The 19,346-nt window shown below is 71.7% G+C and carries 15 protein-coding genes; 7 read left to right on the top strand and 8 right to left on the bottom strand.

The genetic code is table 11. The annotated features are described in order from the left end of the window. Positions 1–451 precede the first annotated feature (451 nt). From WME73_RS38745 to WME73_RS38730, 4 genes are all read left to right on the top strand, one after another. A complete protein-coding gene (locus tag WME73_RS38745) occupies positions 452–1,084 on the top strand; it encodes an RNA polymerase sigma factor (protein WP_437912861.1) in 633 nt (210 codons plus the stop codon). After that, positions 1,075–2,376 carry a FecR domain-containing protein gene (locus tag WME73_RS38740; RefSeq protein ID WP_437912860.1) on the top strand — a complete coding sequence of 434 codons (1,302 nt, stop codon included), beginning with the start codon at positions 1,075–1,077 and terminating at the stop codon, positions 2,374–2,376. The genes WME73_RS38745 and WME73_RS38740 overlap by 10 nt, the downstream gene beginning before the upstream one ends. A gap of 98 nt (positions 2,377–2,474) precedes the next feature. Continuing rightward, positions 2,475–3,527, top strand: a complete 1,053-nt coding sequence (locus WME73_RS38735) for a hypothetical protein (RefSeq protein ID WP_437912859.1) — start codon at positions 2,475–2,477, stop codon at positions 3,525–3,527. A 111-nt stretch (positions 3,528–3,638) separates the two neighbouring features. Then, on the top strand, positions 3,639–5,195 hold the full coding sequence (locus tag WME73_RS38730; RefSeq protein WP_437917489.1) for a hypothetical protein: 1,557 nt from the start codon (positions 3,639–3,641) through the stop codon (positions 5,193–5,195). Positions 5,196–5,224: 29 nt separating this feature from the next. Here WME73_RS38730 and WME73_RS38725 read toward each other — a convergent pair whose 3' ends face one another. Then, positions 5,225–6,220, bottom strand: a complete 996-nt coding sequence (locus tag WME73_RS38725; protein ID WP_437912858.1) for an amidohydrolase family protein — start codon at positions 6,218–6,220, stop codon at positions 5,225–5,227. 345 nt (positions 6,221–6,565) lie between these two features. Here WME73_RS38725 and WME73_RS38720 point away from each other — a divergent pair, with 345 nt between their 5' ends. Next, entirely contained in the window at positions 6,566–7,273 is a 708-nt protein-coding gene (locus tag WME73_RS38720) for a hypothetical protein (protein ID WP_437912857.1), read from the top strand. A gap of 109 nt (positions 7,274–7,382) precedes the next feature. Here WME73_RS38720 and WME73_RS38715 read toward each other — a convergent pair whose 3' ends face one another. The 5 genes from WME73_RS38715 to WME73_RS38695 all read right to left on the bottom strand — a co-directional run bounded on the left by WME73_RS38715 (position 7,383) and on the right by WME73_RS38695 (position 13,590). Continuing rightward, a complete protein-coding gene (locus WME73_RS38715; protein WP_437912856.1) occupies positions 7,383–7,550 on the bottom strand; it encodes a hypothetical protein in 168 nt (55 codons plus the stop codon). A 137-nt stretch (positions 7,551–7,687) separates the two neighbouring features. Beyond that, positions 7,688–8,338 (bottom strand): LolA family protein, encoded by a 651-nt coding sequence (locus WME73_RS38710; protein WP_437741294.1) that lies wholly within the window; start codon positions 8,336–8,338, stop codon positions 7,688–7,690. A gap of 47 nt (positions 8,339–8,385) precedes the next feature. Continuing rightward, positions 8,386–10,890: a cytochrome c peroxidase gene (locus WME73_RS38705; RefSeq protein ID WP_437912855.1), complete on the bottom strand. Its 2,505-nt coding sequence runs from the start codon at positions 10,888–10,890 to the stop codon at positions 8,386–8,388. Between the two features lie 413 nt (positions 10,891–11,303). After that, on the bottom strand, positions 11,304–12,764 hold the full coding sequence (locus WME73_RS38700; protein WP_437912854.1) for a C45 family autoproteolytic acyltransferase/hydolase: 1,461 nt from the start codon (positions 12,762–12,764) through the stop codon (positions 11,304–11,306). A 1-nt stretch (position 12,765) separates the two neighbouring features. Further along, positions 12,766–13,590: a glycosyltransferase family 2 protein gene (locus WME73_RS38695; protein WP_437912853.1), complete on the bottom strand. Its 825-nt coding sequence runs from the start codon at positions 13,588–13,590 to the stop codon at positions 12,766–12,768. Positions 13,591–13,602: 12 nt separating this feature from the next. Between WME73_RS38695 and WME73_RS38690 the strand changes: the two genes are divergently transcribed. Then, positions 13,603–14,946: an MFS transporter gene (locus tag WME73_RS38690; protein ID WP_437912852.1), complete on the top strand. Its 1,344-nt coding sequence runs from the start codon at positions 13,603–13,605 to the stop codon at positions 14,944–14,946. A 12-nt stretch (positions 14,947–14,958) separates the two neighbouring features. Further along, entirely contained in the window at positions 14,959–15,942 is a 984-nt protein-coding gene (locus WME73_RS38685) for a phosphotransferase enzyme family protein (RefSeq protein WP_437912851.1), read from the top strand. Positions 15,943–16,004: 62 nt separating this feature from the next. Here the strand turns inward: WME73_RS38685 and WME73_RS38680 are convergent, their stop codons facing one another. Next, on the bottom strand, positions 16,005–17,699 hold the full coding sequence (locus WME73_RS38680; RefSeq protein ID WP_437912850.1) for an adenylate/guanylate cyclase domain-containing protein: 1,695 nt from the start codon (positions 17,697–17,699) through the stop codon (positions 16,005–16,007). A gap of 479 nt (positions 17,700–18,178) precedes the next feature. Further along, positions 18,179–18,991, bottom strand: coding sequence for a hypothetical protein (locus tag WME73_RS38675; protein WP_437912849.1), 813 nt, complete (start codon positions 18,989–18,991; stop codon positions 18,179–18,181). Between the last annotated feature and the right edge of the window lie 355 nt (positions 18,992–19,346).

The raw sequence follows: 19,346 nt of genomic DNA, 5'->3' as shown, positions 1-19,346 counted from the left end.
GCAGGGTGCGCCAACGGTCGAGGTGATCCACCGGGCTCGGCGCTCGCTCAGCTGCGAGCCCGAGAGGATCGTGGGTTACGGGGAACGCTCGAGCAACGGGCGCAGGTCATGACACGAAGAAGAAGCCCTGTCTAGCCCACCAATCGACGGAGCATGCCGTCCCCTGATGATGCGGAAGAAGCCTGTGGCGCGGTGATATGCGGCGCGCGCTCACTCCATGATCGCCTCGCAGGGATGCGATTGTTAAATAATGTTATTTGTTGTTTAGAACGACGCCGGGCGACGGGCCCGGTCGCATGAAGAGATCCCGAGCTCGATCTGCCGCAAACTGGCGAATGGGTACTCGCGCGCCAGCGCTCACGCATCAGCTCGCCGGGCGGGGGCGCAGGGCGACGCCGCACGCCCGCCCTGAGCCGTTGCGGCGGGGGCCGGCCATCTTAGAGGCTGCCCCATGTCCGTGCACCTCCGCGTCGTTGGAAAGCCCCGCCCGCCGGACCGCCCTGCCGGCGCGCAGCTCACCTCACCCGACATGCTGCGCGGCCTGCACGCTCGGAACCCCGCGGCGGAGCGCCGCCTGCTCGACACCTACGCGGGCCTCGTCGAGCGGATGCTGTTTCGCATCCTGGGCGACGTCCGGAGCCTGGAGGATCTGGTCCAGGACGTGTTCGCCCGGGTGTTCTCCCGCATCGACGACGTGCGCGAGCCCGAGGCGCTGAAGCCCTTCATCACCAGCGTCACCGTGTTCGTCGCGCGCGAGGCGCTCCGCAAGAGGCGCAGGCACCGCTGGCTCGCGTTCTTCGCGAGCGACGAGCTGCCGGAGGTCGCGGCCAGCGCCGATCCGGAGGCCCGGCAGGGCGTGCGCGCCTTCTACCGCGCCCTGGAGACGCTCGACGCCGACGATCGGCTGGCCTTCACGCTGCGCATCGTCGAGGGCCAGGAGCTCGCGGAGGTGGCCGCTGCGTGCAAGGTGTCGCTCGCCACCGTCAAGCGCCGGATCCAGCGCGCGGAGCTCGCGTTCGTCGAGCGCTGCAAGAAGGATGAAGTTCTTTCTTCCTGGCTCGCGGAGGGCGACCGATGGACCTGAGGACCAAAGACGTCGCGGCCGTGGGGCGCCGGGTCGCCGCGCACCAGGATGCCGCGCTCGAGCGGCTGGTGCGGCCGTCGACCACGGATCGACTCGAGGCGATTTACCGCAAGGAGGCCGCGCTCTCGCTGAGCGCCAGGGCGGCTCCCCGCTCGCGGCGGCTCGGCGTCGCGTTCGCTGCGGCGTGCTTCGCCGCTTCGGTCCTCTGGTTCGTGCTGTTCCGGCCGGGCGATCCGTTGACCTACCGGGTCGCGGGGGCGCCGGGGGCCGTCGGCCGGTGGGTGGCGGCGGACGCGTCGCAGGTCGGGCTCGACTTCTCGGACGGGTCGCGCGTGGACCTCGCGCCCGGGACGCGCGCCCGCGTGACCGAGGTCGGCCCCCGGGGCGCGAGCGTCCTCCTCGAGCGCGGCTCGCTGCGCGTGCGTGTCGTGCATCGCGACGACACCCGGTGGGTGGTGGCCGGGGGCCCTTTCGAGGTCCACGTGATCGGCACCGAGTTCGACATCACGTGGAACACGGAAGCCGAGGAGCTCACGGTCTCGATGATCACCGGCCGCGTGCGCATCCTGGGCCCATGCGTCGACCCCTCGGGGCGCGCCCTCGCCGCCCCCGAAGCGACGCGGCTGGCGTGCGCGGCTCCTCGACCCGTCGCGCCGCGGGCGTCGTCGCCGGCGCCTGATCCGGAGGCCATCCCCTCCGCGCAGCCTCCCGCGCTCCTCCCGGGCGCGAGCGCCGCCGCATCCGCTCCCGCGCCCGCCCCCGCGCCACCCTCCCTTGGCGCGCCGCAGCCCCGCGCGGGCGAGCCTCTGGCCGAGGCTCCCGCCGAGCGCTGGCGCGCGCACCTCGCCGCGGGCAAGCTCGGCGAGGCGTTCGCGGACGTGGAGCTCCTGGGCATCGACACGGTGCTCGGGCGCGCCGGCGGCGCGGAGCTCGTCGATCTCGGCTCCGCGGCGCGCCTCTCGCGCAAGCCGGACGTCGCGGCCAGGTTCTACGAGGCGGCGCGGCAGCGGTTTGCCGGGAGCGACGCCGCGGCCGCGGCCGCGTACCACCTCGGTCGCATGGCGTTCGACGGGCGCGGCGCCTGGGCGGAGGCCGAGCGCTGGTTCGCCGTGTACCTCGCCGAGAGGCCGCGGGGCGCGCTCGCGCCGGAGGCGCTCGGCCGCTCGATAGAGTGCGCGAGGAACCTCCAGCTCCGCGCGCGCGCCCGCGAGCTCGCCGCGCGCTACCTCGCGGCGTACCCGAACGGCGCCCACGCCGGGCTCGCGGCGACGCTCGCCCATGGGGCCGATTGAGGGTTCCGTTCGGCAGCCTGCACGCTGGATCGAGCCTCCTCCCGCGGAGGTCGCGGCCGCCGCGCCGGCGCCGCCCGCGCTCGCCGGGAGCGCGCGCCGTGGCGAGCTCGATCGGCTGCGCGCTCGTCGCTTTGCTGGCGTTCGCGGCCTTCGCAGCGCCGTGCTCCGCCGAGGAGGCGCCGCCGATCACGGTCGTCGCCGGCGCGCGCGGGGCGCTGGCGTACCGGCTCTCGCAGGAGCTCGAAGCGGCGGGCCTGCAGGTACACGTCCAGGCGGGCCCCGTGGCGGCTGGTTCCGGCGGGCTGCTCATCGTCATCCCCGAAGGCGAGGAGGGGGCCATCGAGATCTGGTCGGACTCGAGCGGGCGCGCGGACCTGGTCGCGAGCGTGGCGCCCGACGGCCCGCTCGACACCCGGGTGCTCCGCGCGGCGGAGCTGGTGCGGGCGCTCCGGTCGACGGCGTCGACGGCCGGGGCCCCCGCCGGAGCCGTCGGACCAGAGCCTGTGGCCGTCGCGCCGGCTCCGGTCCAGCCCTCTCCCGCCGCGCCACCTGCCGCGTTGCCCGGTGAGGCGTGGCGGAGCCCGCCGCTCCGCGCCTGGGCGCCGCCCTCGCCGCCGTTCGCGGTGCCTGCGGCGTCCAGGGTCCCGCTCGTCGAGGTCGGCGTCGCGATCGCCGTGGGATGGCAGGCGCCTGGCGCCTCGCTGGCGCTCGATGCCTCGCTCCGGATCTGGCCCTCGGCCCGGATCGGCGTCGGGCTCCTGGCGGACCTGCCGGTCATCGGTCCGGAGATCGAGGCGTCGGAAGGCAAGGTTCGCTTTCGCCGCTCGCTCTTCGGCGCCGAGCTCGCCCTCGCGCCCATCGAGAGGAGCCGTCGCTTCGGACTCGTCCTCTCCCCCGGCGTGGGTCTCGGTTACGTGAGCGCGTCCGGCGATGCGAGACCGCCTTATATCGACAGCGACGAGTCCACCTTCACCGCCTTGGTGGTTGGGCGAGGCGAGGCGCGTTTCCGGCTCGTCGACTCCGTGGTTCTCACGGCGGGCGCGCTCGGCGGCGCGGCGATCCCGCCTGTCGACATCCGGTCCGCAGGACGGGTGATCTCGACGTTCAGCCCGCTCGCGTCGTTCTCGCTCGGGATCGTCGTCCAGCGGTGAGCCGCCGCCACGACAGGCGGCCATTCATAGGAGCAAGCCACGCGTACTTCTTCAATCGAGATCGGAGAGGCCTCCTTGAAACAGCTCCTCGTACCTGGATGCACCGTGCTCATGACGCTTGTCGCCGCATGCGACAGGATCCCGCTCGATCCCATACGCGATGATGGCGCCGGAGGTGGCGCGACGGGAGCGGGTGGGGCAGGCGGCAGCGGCGGCGCAGGCGGCAGCGGCAGCGGCGCAGGCGGCAGCGGCGGCGCAGGCGGCAGCGGCGGCGCAGGCGGTAGCGGCGGCGCCGTCGGCAGCGGCGGCGCAGGCGCCGGCGGCGCCGTCGGCAGCGGTGATTCTCTGTGGAGCCGGCACTTCGCCGCGAACCCACGCCAACCCCAAGTCTGGGTGGGCAGCCGTATCGCCGTGGACGAAGCCAGCAACCTCGTCGTCGCGACGGCGGTCGCCGATGGCGTCGACTTCGGCGCCGGTCCGCTTTCGACCGGGGGCGCTCTGGCCTTCGCCCTCGCGAAATTCGACGACGAAGGCGAGAACCTCTGGCACAAGGAATTCTCCGGTTCCGTCTACCCGCATGACGTCGCGGTCAACCAGGCGGGGCTCATTGCCACGACGGGGGTGGTTTACGGGACCGGCGTCGACTTCGGCGGTGGTTTGCTCGTGGGGCAGGAGTCGGGTGGCGACGCCTTCGTGGCTGTCTTCACGGCAGACGGAGAACACGTCTGGTCGGCTCGAATCGGCGTCGACGGCGATCAATGGGCGGACAGCCTCGCCATGGATGCAGCCGGGAACGTCGTCGTGGCAGGGACGTTCATGGGCCAGATCAGCGTCTGCGGCGCCTCGCTGACCAGCGTCGGTGACATGGACTCGTTCATCGCGAAATTCGACCCTACGGGGAATTGCCTCTGGAATAAGCAGCTCGGCTACACGGAGATCCACAACGTCGCTCTCGACGCGTCGGGCAGCGTCGTCCTCGCCGGCAGCTTCGGCGACTATTTCGCCGAGGCGATCGACCTCGGCGGCGGGCCGCTGACCACCGCGGGCAGCGAGGATATCTTCGTGGCGAAGCTCGATGCCGCCGGTGAGCACGTCTGGAGCAAGCGGTTCGGCGACGAGGCGCTCCAGAGGGCGTACGGCGTCGCGGTCGACGGCGCTGGAAACGTCGTCATCAGCGGGACGTTCCTCGGGAGCGTGGATTTCGGCGCAGGTCCGCTGGTGAGCGAGGGAGGGTACGGTCCTCTCGAGCCCGGCTCTGTCACCTGGGGCGGCAACGCCTTCGTGACCAAGCTGAACCCGGCAGGCGAGCTCTTCTGGGCCAGGCGTCTCGGGCAGTATGGGCCGCAGACGGCGCTGGACGTCGCGGCGACCGCGGACGGCGAACTCGCGATCACCGGCTTGATGTATGGCGACGTCGACTTCGGCACGGGCCTGATGGACTGCACCTATGGCGATGCCTTCGTCGCGAAGCTCGATGCGGCGGGCACGGTCCGCTGGGTGAAGCACACCGGCGGCAGGGGGCAACAGTACGGCTATTCCACGGCCATGGACGCGACCGGCCACGTGTACGCCGCCGGCCCGTTCCTCGGCACCATCGACTTTGGCACGGGCCCGCTGGCGGCTCCGGCGTCCACCCGGGCCATTTTCCTCGCGAAGTTCGGCCCCTGAGCCGCGGGCGGCGATCCGCGAGGTGGCCCTCAGCGCAGGCAGGCGCCGAGCCATCGCGCGGCGTTCTGTCCGAGGGCGGGGCCCAGGAGCTCGGGGGGCAGGTGAAGGCCCTGATAGGTGCCGATCGTGCGGGCCGATTGATGATCGGCGGTTTGACGAAAGAAGCGAAACTTGTCCTCTTTCAAGAGACCCATGTTCGACTCCACCTGCAGGTCCCACAGCTCCATGGACATCGGGTCCAGCCCGCTGGTCACAAGGTCGGTCCCGAACAGGAAGCGCTCGGGCCAGCGAGAGAACAGCCTGAGGAGCTGGGCGCGCTCCCGCTCGAGGCTCGCGAACCCCTCTGTCGCCGGGCCGGCGGAGCCATGGCTCGTATCGACGAGGAGGCGCGGAAACGCCTCCATCAGGGACTCCATGCGCGCGAGGTCGGTGCGGCTGCCGCAGAGGTGCGCGCACACGAGCTGCAGGTCGGGGAAGGCGCGCAGGACCGCCTCGAGCTCGCTCCTGTAACGGACGGTGTTGGCATGAAGGAGAACCGGAAGCGCCTGATCCGCGAGCGCCTGCCACATCGCCTGGTGCGCGGGGTCGTCGAGGGGGCGCTCGTGGAAGAGGTTGTGCCCCTGATAAAGCTTCACGCCACAGGCGCCTCGGCGGCGCAGCTCGGCGAGGTACGGGATGTCGGCGTCCCCCAGGTCCAGCGTGACAAAGGGAATGAGCTTTCCACGGTGAGCCGCTGCGGCGTCGAGGACGAGCTCGTTGCCCGCGCGGTAGCCGGAGAGGCCAGAGCCGCCGCGTCCGCTGGTCAGGTCCGGGCTCGCCAGGATGACGGCGCGATCGACGTGATGCTTGGCCATGTGCGCGAGCAATGGTGCCACCGCGCTGGCCTCGGTCAGGTGCACATGGATGTCGATGACCTCCTGACGGGCCGGCGGAGGCGGCGACGAACGGCACCCCAGGACGGCGGCGAGCGCGGCGCCCCACGGGATGCTCCGGAAGCGAGCGCCGCGCTCGGCGCGCGAGTTCATCGAAGGAGGGCGATGAGGACGGCGGCCATCTCGAGAGCGATGAGCGACGATTGGATCCATCGCCGACAAGGATACGCCGTGGCGGGGATGGCGCCATGAGAAAGGAGGGAGTCAGGAAATATGAAAAATGATGTGAGCTGATGATTCGCTTCTGAGCCTGCTTTGTGCGAACGCTCGATGTTCGCGCCTCGAGGACGAAGTTTCGCCCTGGAGGTCGTTGTTCATTTGTGCCCAGTGGAGTTATTTATGTCGCTCATTCGTAGCTCGGTTCGTCTCATGGGGTTCGCAGCGCTCTACGCGTCTTTGTTTGGAACGACATCTTGCTCGCGCTGGCTGGACAATGGCGTGGGCTCAGGCGCCGAAGGAGGTGGCGGTAGCGATGCCAGCGGCAGCGGTGCCAGCGCTAGCGGCGGTACCGGCATCAGCGGGAGCGCCATCAGCGGGAGCGGCGGCAGCGGCGGTAGCGGCGGTAGCGGCGGTAGCGGCGCCACCAGCGGTAGCGGCGGCAGCGGCGGCAGCGGCGTTGGTGGGGCTGGTGTAGGCGGGGCCGCGACCGGGGGCGGCGGAGCGTCTGTTTGTGCAGACGACGCCTACGAGGCGAACGACGCGTCCGCCTCTGCGGCTCCGCTCGCCTATGACCATACCGACGACAGCCTTGGTCCCAGCGCGTGGTTCTCGAAGATCGATTTCGTCCTCTGCCAGGGCAACGAGGACTGGTACCTGCTCGACACCACCTCTCTCGGGATCGAGGAGGTCAACTGGAGCCTTCGCGTACTGGCCTCCGGGGCAGAGCTGTGCGGCGCGGGTTGTGAGCAGTATACTCCGCCCTCCGGCCCGGAGAACACGTTGATCGTGGAGGTCTACAGCGCTGCCACGATGGAGCTCCTCGGGGGTGAGGAGAGCGATCATGGACGGGTATGGCTCGATGGAGGGGGTGCGGGTTCGGCGAACGATCTGCTGCTCCGCATCTATGGGCCGCCCGAGGCGAACTACCCGTACGACATGAGCTTCGTCGCCAAGTCCTATGAAGGGGAGGACGAGTGCGAGTGCTGACCTTCACCTAGCGCCGCGACGCCCGGGCTCTTCTCTGCTTCCGTGTCCCGGGGGGACCGAGCATAGGCATTAACCGAGCTTCCCGCCGCGTTCTCCTACATCCGAACGTTTACGTGGTCGTGGTCGTGAACGTGGTCGTGGTCGTGGTCGTGGTCGTTGTCGTGGTCGTGGTCGTGGTCGTGGTCGTCAACGGTAGGCCGTGAACGACCACGTTCACGTTCACGTTCACGTTCACGTTCACGTAAACATTCACGTGAACGTAAACGTAAACGTTCACGTTGGTGACCGATGGTGGGGTGGAGGGGGGCGGGCTTCGTGCCCTGAGCGTGACCGAACGAGCTTGGCCCCCGTCTTATGGGGCCCGGGAAGCCCGGCGCTGCCCCGCGCGCCGCCGGGCACGAGCTCGGCGCCCGCTCAGCCCTGCTTCGGCGCCTTCATCCGCGCCGGATCCACGCTCACGTCCCGCGCCACCTTGCCGAACGCGATGACGCTCCGGTCTCCGTTCCGCTCCTCGATGACCACGCGCCGCACCGACCACAGCTCCGGCCCCGAGGTCATCTCGAGGCTGCGCACGTGCTTCGCGACCTCCTCGGCCCGCGGCCGCGCCGCCAGCGTGATCCCGTCCGCGCGGCTCGGGATCGACAGATCGTAGCGCGCCCGCAGCTTCCCGAGGTCGCCGCCGAGCAGCACCAGGAGGTCCGACAGCACCGCCCCGAAGCGCCCCGCCGCGCCCCGCCCCGCGCCCGCCGCGCCCTTCGGCGTCGCGAAGCCGAACCCCTCGGGCGTGATCCAGTAGGTGATCGCGTCCGGCGGCTTCAGCTCCCACCGGAGCCGGTCGGGCAGCACCAGCGTCATCTCGCCGTCGCTCTTCACCGCCGTCGCCAGCAGGCCGATGCTCCGCTCCTGCGTGAACGGCGCGACCAGCGTCTTCACCGACGCGCGCGCCCGCGTGATCTCGGCGAGCGCGTCGCCCACCTCGTCCGCGCGCGCGCGGCGCGCGTGGCTGCCGATCGACAGCGCCCCGCCGCACGCCGCGAGCCCCTTCAGGAAAGATCGTCGCTGCATCCTCGCCTCGTCGTCTGACATGGTCATGTCAGACGAGCGGGCCGCGCTCAATCCGCAATGGGCTTCGGCGTGTTGGGCCCGCTCTCCGGCAGGTCCGGCTTCGCGATGTACTCCTTCGGGAGCTCGCCCGTCAGGGACTTGAGCCACACCACGATCTGCTCGACCTGCGCATGGGACAGGTCCTTGCCGAGCTGGTGCTTGCCCATGAGCCGCACCGCCTCCTGCAGCGACGAGACGGACCCGTCGTGGAAGTACGGCGCCGTCATGGCCACGTTGCGGAGCGTCGGCACCCGGAAGACCATGAAATCGGCCTGCTTCTTCGTGATCTCGAAGACGCCGCGGTCCATCGTGTCGGGCCACGACCGCACGAGGCCGAGCTTCTGGAACATCGTCGCCCCGACGTGCGGGCCGAAGTGGCACGTCACGCAGCCGACCTCGACGAACGTGTTGAACCCTTCCTTCTCCGCGTTGTTCAGCGCCTCGGGCTCCCCCTCCAGGAACAGGTCCCACCGCCCGCGCGTGATCAGCTTGCGCTCGAACGCGCCGAGCGCCTTCGCGGTGTTGTTGGCGTTGACGGGCCACGGATCGTTCGGGAACGCCCTGCCGAACGCCTTCACGTACTCGGGGATGGAGCGCAGCGTCGCCTCCAGCCGCACCGGCGTCATCGCCATCTCGCTCGGGTTCATCATCGGCCCGTTGGCCTGGGCCTCGACGTTGTCGAAGCGCCCGTCCCACATGAGCGAGAAGAACCCCGCGGAGTTGTACACGCTCGGCGTGTTGCGGCGGCCGCTCTGGTGCGCGTGCCCGATCGACACCTTGGCGCCGTCCGCGCCGTAGCGGTCGAGCGGGTGGCACGAGTTGCACGAGAGGTCGTGGTTCTTCGAGATCCGCGTCTCGTAGTAGAGCATCCGACCGAGGTTGATCTTCTCGTCCGTGAGCGGGTTGCTCGAGGACGTGATGACCGCCGGCAGCGGGTTGAAGCTCCCGAGCCGCTCCGGATCGATCTGCACGGCCGGCTCGGCAGGCGCCGCGGCGGTCGCGCCCGGCGCCGCGGTGGCCGCGCCTGGCGCCGCGGCGGCCGCCGGCGCGGGCTGCGTCCCGCCGGTCGCCGGGGCGGACGCGGACGCCGTCGTCTTCTGCACCAGCCAGGCGCCGACGCCGGCGCCCGTCGCCGCGACCAGCGCCGCCGCCACCACGAGCGGGGCCGCCTTGCTGCGGGGGCGCACGTGGGCGGTGGGCTGGTCACCCGCCACGATGATCGTCTTGTGGAAGGGCACGGAGGTGCCCGAGACCGTCCTCGATGGCGGCGGGCCGTCCGGGAACCCGCGGATCAGGAGGCCGTGCGGGGTCGCGTGGTGGCCGCTCTGCGTCGCGTGGTGGCCGCTCTGGGTCGCGTGGTGATGGCCGCTCTGGCCGAGCTGCCCGCTGTGCGTGACGTGCTCGGGCCAGCTGCGGGGCGTCCCCACGGGCGTGGGCGGGCGCCGCGTCGAGAAGTCGCCGGGGTCCGGCCAGCTGCGGGACGTGCTCCCGGGCGTCGGCGTGCGGCTGCGGGGCGTCCCCACGGGCGTGGGCGGGCGCCGCGTCGGGGCGTCGGGGTTCGGCGGCCCCTGCGAGGGCGGCGGGATGTCGGCCTGCACCGAGTCGGGGAGGGGCCGCAGCATGCTCTCGTGGATCGAGATGCCGTGCGGCAGGAGCATCCGGCACTCGTCGAGCATCTCCGCCGCGCTCTGGAAGCGCAGGTTCCGGTCGATCTGGAGCGCGCGCTGGACGATCTCGGAGACCTCGTAGGGCACCCAGGGCGCCAGCGACTGGATGGGCGGCGCCGGGGTCGAGCAGATCGCGACGATGAGCTCGCCGAGCCCCCGCGAGTTCCTGTAGGGGGTGCGCCCGGCGAGCATCTTGAAGAGGACGATGCCGAGCGACCAGACGTCGGTCCGGCCGTCGACGTCCCGCATGTTGCGCGCCTGCTCGGGCGACATGTAGATGGGCGAGCCGATCAGGTTGCTCGTGGCCGTGAGCTCCTTCTGCTGCTCGAAGGTGTCGTCCTGGATCTTGGCGACGCCGAAGTCGAGCAGCTTGACCGCGTACTCGCCCCCGTCGCGCCGCGCCAGGAACAGGTTGGCGGGCTTGATGTCGCGGTGGAGGACGCGCGCGTCGTGCGCCTTGATGAGGCCCATGCACGCCTGGGCCACGATGCAGAGCGCGAGCTCGGGCGGCAGGGGGCCGAGCCGCCGGAGCATCTGGTCGACGTCCTCGCCGTTGAGCAGCTCCATCACGAGGAAGGGCAGGCCGGTCGCGCGGTCCCTGCCGCTGTCGAGCACGCTCGCGATGTGCTCGCTGTCGATCGCGCCGGCCGCCCTGGCCTCGCGCTCGAAGCGGGCCATCACCGCCTCGTCCTGCGCGAGCTTGCTCGTGATCACCTTGACGGCGACGCGGCGGCCGGTGCCCAGGTGCCGTGCCTCGTAGACTGCCCCCATCCCGCCTTCCCCGAGCAGCCCGAGGATGACGTACCGTTGATCGAGGGTGGTGTTGATCAGGTTGATGTCCGTCATGGTCTGGTCGACCCAGTCGCCGCTCCGATGCCGCGACCTTGGCGCCCCGAATCGGATTGTCGGACGGAAGCTGCCGCTAGGCAATCTTGCGGTAGGGCTATGCCGGACGAGAGGTGCCCTACCGCCGATGTACGGGCGTGGAAGAGAGGGCGCCCCGAAACCACGCCGAAAACTTGCGATTTCGCGCCGGGTATGTCGCTGCTGCGCTGCGGGGAGGGCCCTCGTAGGCGCGGCGGCGCGGCGCTTTCGTGCTCGCTGTGGGATGAGGCGCATCCCGGGCGCGGGGCTGTCGCGCTCGCTCGCCACGCTCACCACGTCCGCGTCACGGCATGGAGACGGCGCCGCCGCGCTTGCGCGAGGGACGGAGCGGTTATTTAGTTGCGTCTGTTTATTTAAGGATTGTCGTTGCTTATTTAAGGATTGTCGTTGCCGCGCTCCCCGCCTTCGTGGGGGGAGCCGGCGCGCTCCCAGGCGGCGTAGTCGCCGCTCGTGAGCAGCGGATCCTCGGGCATGGCGTCGGGCTCGGCCGTGTCGAGCGCCGGGTCGAACGCGGGGTCGAGCAGCCGGGTGAGATCGAAGCGGAGGAAGCGGCCGGCGAGGTGGGGGCCTTCGCTGACCCAGAGGACGCGCGCCGTGGCGTCCATGACGACGGCGTGGGTGGCGATGAGCGCGTCGATCGCGCGCCGGTCGCCGAGCGGCAGGGGCGCGCCGCCGCGCCCGCGCCGGTCGCGCAGGACGTCGATCGCCGCCTCGATCGTCGCGCCCTCGGGCAGCGCCGCGAGCCGCTCGTCGAGGCGGTCGCGCCGCGGGCGGGTCGAGGTCTCGGCCTGGATGCGGAGGTTGCGCGGATCGCCCGCGAGCGGCCCCTCGAAGTGGTTGGTGAGCGGGACCTTGCCGCGGCCCCGGCGCGCGTGCAGCGGCGCGCCGGGCGCCCGCTCGGCGATCGCCGCCTCGCCGCCCGCGTCGACCAGCATCACGAGGTGCGAGACCATCGGCGCGCGCGCCTCGAGGATCGCGAGCGCCTCGTCGACGCTCCGCGCGCGGCCGAGCACCTCGCGCATCGTGTGGACGACCGGCTCGCCTGCCGCCCGCGGCTCGCCGGCCCGCCCGCCGTGGACGACGAGCGCGAGGCCCGCGGCGTTCATCCCCGTCACCGCGCCGATCAGGCCGGGCCAGGACACCGAGGCGTACGGGATCTTCCCCTGCTCGTGGACGAGGAACACCGCCTTGCCCTCGTCGAAGACGGGCCCGGCCTCGAAGTCGAAGTTGCGGGCGAGCACCGCGTGCCCGCCCGCCGACGCCGTCCCGGTGAGCGCGAAGCTCGTGCAGCCGAGGAGCGGCGAGTGCTCGAACGAGAGCGCGATGTCGTAGAGCGACTGGAGGAAGACGAAGCGGTGGTACGTGGGGAGGACGCCGTCGAACGGGTCGGGCGAGAAGGCGCGGGCCTGCGCGGCGATCTCGCGCCGGACGCCGTCGGTCATGCCCTCGTCGACGCCGCGGAACTCGAGGCGCGACAGGTCCATGATGAGCCACCGGAGCGGGGCGACGGGCACGTAGCGGTGGAACTGCTCGTAGAGGGTCCCCTCGTTCTGGACCATCTCCGGGTAGAAGAGCCGCCCGTGCTGGTGCCCGATCTCCTCCGGCGACCCGGAGAGGCGCGCCTCGAGGATCCGCCCGCGGCGGCGCGCGTAGGCCGGGCCGAGCACGCGCAGCCCTCCCGGCCCTGTCTCGGGCTCGCCGGCGGCCGCGCGGATCGGGGGCGGCTCGATCCGCGTCGCGGCGGCGATGCCGAGGTGCGCGAGGACCGGCGCGGCGAGGAGCGCGGCGGCCGCGAGGAGCTTGCGGCGGTGGCGTGCGAGGCGCGACGGCCGCAAATCAGGGAGGCGCCGTCGCCGGCTGCCGCGGGTGGGGGTCGAGCTCCGCGGCGAGCGCGCTCGCCGCGGCCGGGCGGACCGGGTCGGGGGACAGCAGCGGCGCGGCCGGCACGTGGCGGAGCCCGCGCGTGAGCGCGAGCGTCGCCACCACCCGGCGGATGATCCGCGCCGGATCGCGCACGCTGTCGAAGTGGGTGAGCCGCTCGCCCTCGGGCGGGTAGATGACCCGGATCGGCGCCTCGACCAGGCGGACGCCGGCGGCCACCGCGCGCAGGAGGATCTCCGCCTCGAAGGCGTACCCCTCGTCGCGGGCGCCGAGCGACAGCGTCGTCCGGAGCGGGTAGCGGCGCAGGCCGCACTGGGTGTCCGCGAAGGGGCGGCCGGCGAAGAGGGAGAGGAAGAAGTTCGAGATCCGGTTCGAGATCTGGTTCGCGCGCGGCGCGCCTGCGCCCACGAGATCCCGGATGCCGAGCACCAGCGCCTCGGGGTCGGCGTCGGCCTCGATGAGGCGCCGCGCCTCCTCCGGCGGGTGCTGTCCGTCCGCGTCGATCGTGATCGCGACGTCGAAGCCTGCGGCGAGGGCGAACTCCATCCCGGTGCGCAGGGCGGCGCCCTTGCCCTGGTTTTCCGGGTGGCTCAGCACCGTGGCGCCGGCCGCGCGTGCCCGCTCGGCCGTCCTGTCGCTCGATCCGTCGTCCACCACGATGACGGTGCCGGCCAGGCCCTGGACCCGGAGCGCCTCCCGTGTGACGTCCCCCACGTTGCGCTCGGCCTGGTAGGCGGGAATGATGGCGCAGATCCGCATGAGACAGAGCGCGATTACCATGGTGTGCCCTGGATGAACAGCGGCAGGCGCCCGGAGCGCCGTCCTGGCCTGCTCCGCCGCCGTCCTGCGTTCCGTCGCGTCTGGATGAGCGAGGTCGTCTCGCTGCTGGGCGACTGGATGAGCTTCGTCGCTGTGAGCCTGCTCGCGCTGGGGGGCGAGGGGGGCGGGGTCGTGGCGCTCGCGCTGGTGATGGTGGGGCATCACCTCCCGATCGCGCTGTTCGCGCCGGTGGCGGGGGTGCTCGCGGACCGGCTGGATCGGCGGTGGCTGCTCGTCGCGACGAGCGTGGTGCAGGGCGCGCTCACGGTCGGGATGCTGGGGGCCGCGGTGGTGGGCAGCGTGGTCGGGGTGCAGGTCCTCGTCTTCGTGCGCGCGTCGGTGGGCGCGCTGCGCTTGCCGGCGCAGAGCGCGGTGCTGCGCCATGTGGTCGAGGAGGACGAGCTGCTCGAGGCGAACGCGATCGCGTCGGCGACGTGGAGCGTCATGTTCGCGGTCGGGATGGCGTTCGGCGGCCTGATCGCGGGGCTCGGCCCTGCGGCGGCGCTCGCCCTGGACGCGGCGTCGTTCGGCCTGGCGGCGCTGTTCCTCCGGGGGCTCCCCCCGATGGTGGCGGAGGGGCGGCCGGCGGAGGGCGGCATGCTGTCGGCGCTCGCGTCGGTGCGCCGCGACATGGTCCACGCGTGGCGGCACGCGTGGGAGCGGCCGCCGCTGCTCGACGCGGTGCTCGCGAAGACGCCTGTCCACATGGCGAACGGCGGGGCGCTCCTCTTGCTCAACCTTGTCGCGACGCAGCTCCCCTTCGCCGGCACGGGCGCGCTCACGCTGGGCGTCCTCCAGTGCGTGCGCGGCGCGGGCACGGGGGTCGGCCCGCTCGTCGGCGTCGCGCTGGTCCGCCGCGGCCTGCGGGGCGAGCGCGCGGCGACCGGAGCCGTCTGGGTGACGTTCGGAGCGATCGCTGTGTTCGCGGTGACCCGGCACCCGGCGGCGCTGCTCGCGGTCGTGCTCGTGTGGGGTCTGGGCAGCGGGGCGAACTGGGTGCTGTCGAGCACGGAGATCCAGCGGCTCTCGCCGGATCGTTTCGTCGGCCGGCTCTCGGCCGTCGACAACCTGGCCCTCACGGTGGGCCTGTGCGCCGCGTTGCTCGGCGGGGCGTTCCTGGTGGAGCGCGCCGGCGTGCCCTCGGCTTCCGCCTGGCTCGGCCTCGGCGCCGGCGTCGTCACGTGGCTCGGGGCGCAGTGGATGCTGCGCCGGCGGGCCGCGGCGGTCCCGGCGGTCCCGGCGCCGCCTCCCTTGCCCCCCGAGGTTGCGGCGGTCCCGGCGCCGCATCCCTTGCCCCCCGAGACGGAGCGCAGCTAGGTTCCCGTTCCGATGATCCCGGACGTGTGGGCGCCGCTGCGCGGCCTCTCCGTGCGCCGCTGCGAGGACGAGGGCCTCATCAACGGCACCTGGCTGGCCGGCGACCCTCCGCGGTACGTGGTCCAGCGGGTGAGCCCCATCTTCGCCCCGGAGGTCCACGACGACATCGAGGCGGTGACGGCTCACCTGTCGGCCCGCGGTCTCGCGACGCCGCGGTTGCTGCGCGCCGGCGACGGCGCCTTGTGCGCGCGCGATGCCGAGGGCGCGGTATGGCGGGTGATGGACTTCGTCCCTGGCCGCACGCATCACCGGGTCGGCTCTCCTGTGCTGGCGCGCGCCGCCGGGGAGCTCGCGGCCCGGTTCCACCGGGCGGTGGACGATCTCGAGCACGTGTACCGCCACGTCCGCGTGGGCGCGCACGACACGGCGCTCCACATGGATCGGCTGGACGGCGCGGCCACCGGGGGTGAGGGGCGGCGGCTGGCGGACGCCATCCTCGACGCGTTTCGCACGTGGCGGGGGCGGCTCGACCTGCCGGTCCGGCACTGCCACGGCGACCTCAAGATCTCGAACCTGCGCTTCTCCGAGGCGGGGGAGGGGATCTGCCTGCTCGATCTCGACACGCTGGCGCTGCAGTCGATCGACGTGGAGCTCGGCGACGCGTGGCGGTCGTGGTGCAACCCGGTCGGGGAGGACTCGACCGAGACGCGCTTCGATCTGGAGGTCTTCGCCGCCGCCGTGGCGGGCTACCGCGAGGCGCGGCCGCTCGGGGCGGAGGAGCAGGAGGCGCTCGTCGACGCGGCGGAGCGGATCGCGCTGGAGCTCGCGGCGAGGTTCTGCCGGGATGCGTTCGAGGACCGGTACTTCGGCTGGGACCCGTCGCGCTTCCCGACGCGGGTCGCGCACAACCTGTACCGTGCGGCGGGGCAGCTCTCCCTGGCGCGCTCGGCGCGGCGGCAGCGCGGAGAGATCGCGCGGTTGCTCGCGGGGGGGTGAGCGCGGCGCGCGCGCCCCCGCCGCGCCGAGCACGGTGATGCGCTATCGCCCCTTTGTGCTCGTCAGCGGTCCATCACGGCGTAGGTCATCACCGGCTGCACTCGGCCTTTGACCGTGATCTCGCTGACGGGACGTGTGTTGAAGACGTCCTTCACGAGGAGGTGCGTGTCCTCGCTGAGGAGCACGCTCACGCCGAGCTCCTTGGTCGCGCTCTCCAGGCGCGAGGCGAGGTTCACGGCGTCGCCGATGACGGTGTATTCCATCCGCGCTTCACTGCCGATGTTGCCCGCGACGACCTCGCCGGTGTGGATCCCGACACCGGTCTTCAGCGCCGGGATTCCCCGTTTGGCCAGTCGCTCGTTGAAGCGCTCGAGCGCGGCGCGCATGCGGATGGCCGCGCGCACGGCGCGCACGGCGTCGTTCGGCCTGGGGACGGGCGCGCCGAACACCGCCATGATCGCGTCGCCGATGTACTTGTCGACGACCCCGCCCTCGTCGAGGATGATGGCCACCATCTCGGTGAAATACTCGTTGAGGAGCCCCACGAGCTCATGGGCGTTCATCCTCTCGCTGATGGTCGTGAAGCTCCGGATATCGCAGAAGAGGATAGAGACGGTGAGCGTCTCGCCGCCGAGCTGCACCTTGCCGGCGAGCAGGTGCTCGAGCACGGATTCGGTCATGTACTTGCCGAAGGTGCTGCGGAGCTTGTCGCGCTCCTTCAGGCCGTCCACCATCGAGTTGAAGCCGGTCGCGAGATCCTCCAGCTCGTCGCCGGTCTTCACCGCCTCCACATGCACATACCGCTGTTGCTCGAGGTGCTTGAGGGCGACGTTCACGCGGGAGAGCGCGCGTGACATCGTGGTCGCGAGGCGCGCGCCGAGGATGAGCGAGAAGAGCGCCGCGAGGGTGAGCACGCCGGCCGCGAACATCAGGTTCTGGCGCACGATGTTCCGGACGTCGCTCACGTCGAGCGCCATGACGATCGAAAAATCGCCGGCCTTGCCCCGGAGCGATCGGGGCGCGAAGCGGGAGAGGGCCCACAGCGAGCTCGCGTCCTCGACGATCGTGGGGTGGGTCTCGTCGCCGATGACGGCGCCCTCGAGCAGCTCGGTCGGGAAACGCTCCGTGCCCGTGATCCTCTTGCCCGACGGGTCGACGAGCGCGATATCCACGCCGAGCTTCGTCGCCACCTCGTCGAAGTAGGTGTGATCGATGGGAATGCATGCGAGCAGCGATCCGGCGTCGCTCCTCGCATGCTGGGCGATCATGTACGCAGGCGGCGAGCCTGGCTGTCCATCGCACCCGTGTACGAGCACGTCCCGCAGGTCATCCATCTCCGCGAGGCCCGAGAGGCCTTCGGTGAGCCCGGGGACCTCGTCCGTGCTCGGGGGCGGCGCATCGAGCCCCCTCGCCGCGACCCGATTGCCGAGCTCATCGAAGGCGATGATGGAGACGTTGGGGTGAGCGGCGATGACGGCCTCGAGCGCCGTCCCCACGGCCGACTCGTTCCGCAGCCGGAGCCCCTCGACCAGCTCGCGCGCACGAGACGCCTGGCGTGAGCTCGCCGAGATGGCGCGCTGCTGCTGCCTGAGCTCCAGCCGGAAGTTGCGGATCGCCTGCGGGACGCGCTCGCTGATCTGCGCGAGGAGCTGCCGGTGCATCACCCAGGACAACACGGGGAGGGCCGCGAGGGTCGCGAGCGAGGAGAGCGCGACGAGGACGGTGAGCTTGGCGCGAACGGTGCTGAGGCGGAACATGAAGGCCGTCATCAAAGCAAAGTCGGCTTCCGGTGGACAGCGCGTCGACATGTCGACCTGACGTCGAAGTTCGAGCGCTCCTTGAAGGAGACCGGAAGGGCTTCGGTGTAGACGGCCAAGATGTAGCGGGCATTGGTGGTGAGCGTAGCGGTGCGCGTCAGCACATCTGTGAACGCGCTGCGCGCGCGGCTGTTGGCGGGGGGTGAGCGAGGTGGCGCGGGCGCTGCTGGGCCTTCCGGCGGTATGTCGAACATGGGGAAGTGCCTGCTGGTTGATGCGCCCGAGGATGTCGGACATGGGCGGGTGCCTGCTCGGCGAGGCCCCCAGGCAGGTCGGACATGGGCGGGCGCCTGCTTCGCCACGGCTCCCGGGATGTCGCGACATGGGCGGGTGCCTCGCCGAGCAGGCCGCCGGGCATGTCGGACATGGGCGGGTGCCTCGCCGCTCACGCCCCCGGCATGTCGCCGCGAGCGGTCCGGCTACAGCTCGGGATCGGCGCTCACCGCCGGCGCGGCCGGCGCCACCTCGCTGGGCACCGTCGGCGGGCCGGGGGGCGTGGCCGGGGCCTGCTCGGGCGCCGCGCGCCCGCGCAGGGCCCGCTCGCGATCGGCGTTGAGCTTGTCGACGTAGGCGAACAGCCGCGCCTCGTGGTCGGCCGGCAGCTTGCTGCCCTCTTCCTGGATCTCGTCCCGGAGCGCCTCCCGGAACCGCCCGAGCAGCCCGACGGCGGCGCCGCGGAGCGGGCCGGTGGCCGCGGCGTTCTCGCCCGTCGCGAGGAGCGTGGCGCGCCTGCGCAGCAGGCCATCGATGTCGTCGCCGGCGGCGACGAACGCCTTCACCCAGTCGTGCAGCGTCCCTCCGCCGGGGGTCGCGGCGGCCTTCAGCTCCGCCTTGAGCCGGGTCAGCTCGGGCCGGTTGTCGAGCGCCGCCGACGCCTCGTCCGCGTACGGGGCGCGGAGCACGTCGAGCTTCGGGACGAACGTCTGCTGCGCGGTCGCCGCCGCTTCCTTGAGCGCCGCCGGCAAGGCGGGGTGCGCCTCGACGGCCTTGCACAGGAAGAAGACGGCCGCCCCGAGGCCGTCGTGCCGGGCGTCCGCCTCGGCGAGCTCCCTGGCGAGCGGCGCCTGCGTGCCCGCGGCGTCGGGGATCGCGTCGATCTCCTTCTGCTTCGCCCTGAGCCGCGGCTCATACAGCTTGCCTGTCGCCGACAGGCGCAGCTCATCGGCCTTGTCTGTCAAGAGATCGCGCAGCGCGAGCTTCAGGTCCCCGATCGTGAGATTGCGCAAGGTCACCTCCGTGAATGGCGTGATCGGCCACCCCCACGGCCGCACGGGCGGCCGAGAGGGCGGCCGAGAGGGCGAGCCAAGGAGTGTTGCTGGAGCGTCACAGGATAATGAACTTCTTCGCATCCGGTAGTCCGAATTCGATGGCTCGGAGGCGCAGCGCCTTCGGACGCGCTGAAATCCTGCTGGGAACCGGTCGAATTTGGCGCCTTTCGTGGCGAGACCGCCCCATCTGTTATCGCTTGTAATTGCTATTTACGATGCCGTTTGCTCCCTTCGCGCCCGCGGAGGCAAGCGATGACGTCCGGGTGGATGAGACGGGGTTGGCGGCGGTGCGCGGGTTGCGTTCTCTTGCTCATGGTGG

This window comes from Sorangium sp. So ce302, from assembly GCF_051530145.1.
Lineage (GTDB): Bacteria > Myxococcota_A > Polyangia > Polyangiales > Polyangiaceae > Sorangium > Sorangium cellulosum_B.
This window is presented reverse-complemented; position numbering and strand designations above follow the sequence as displayed.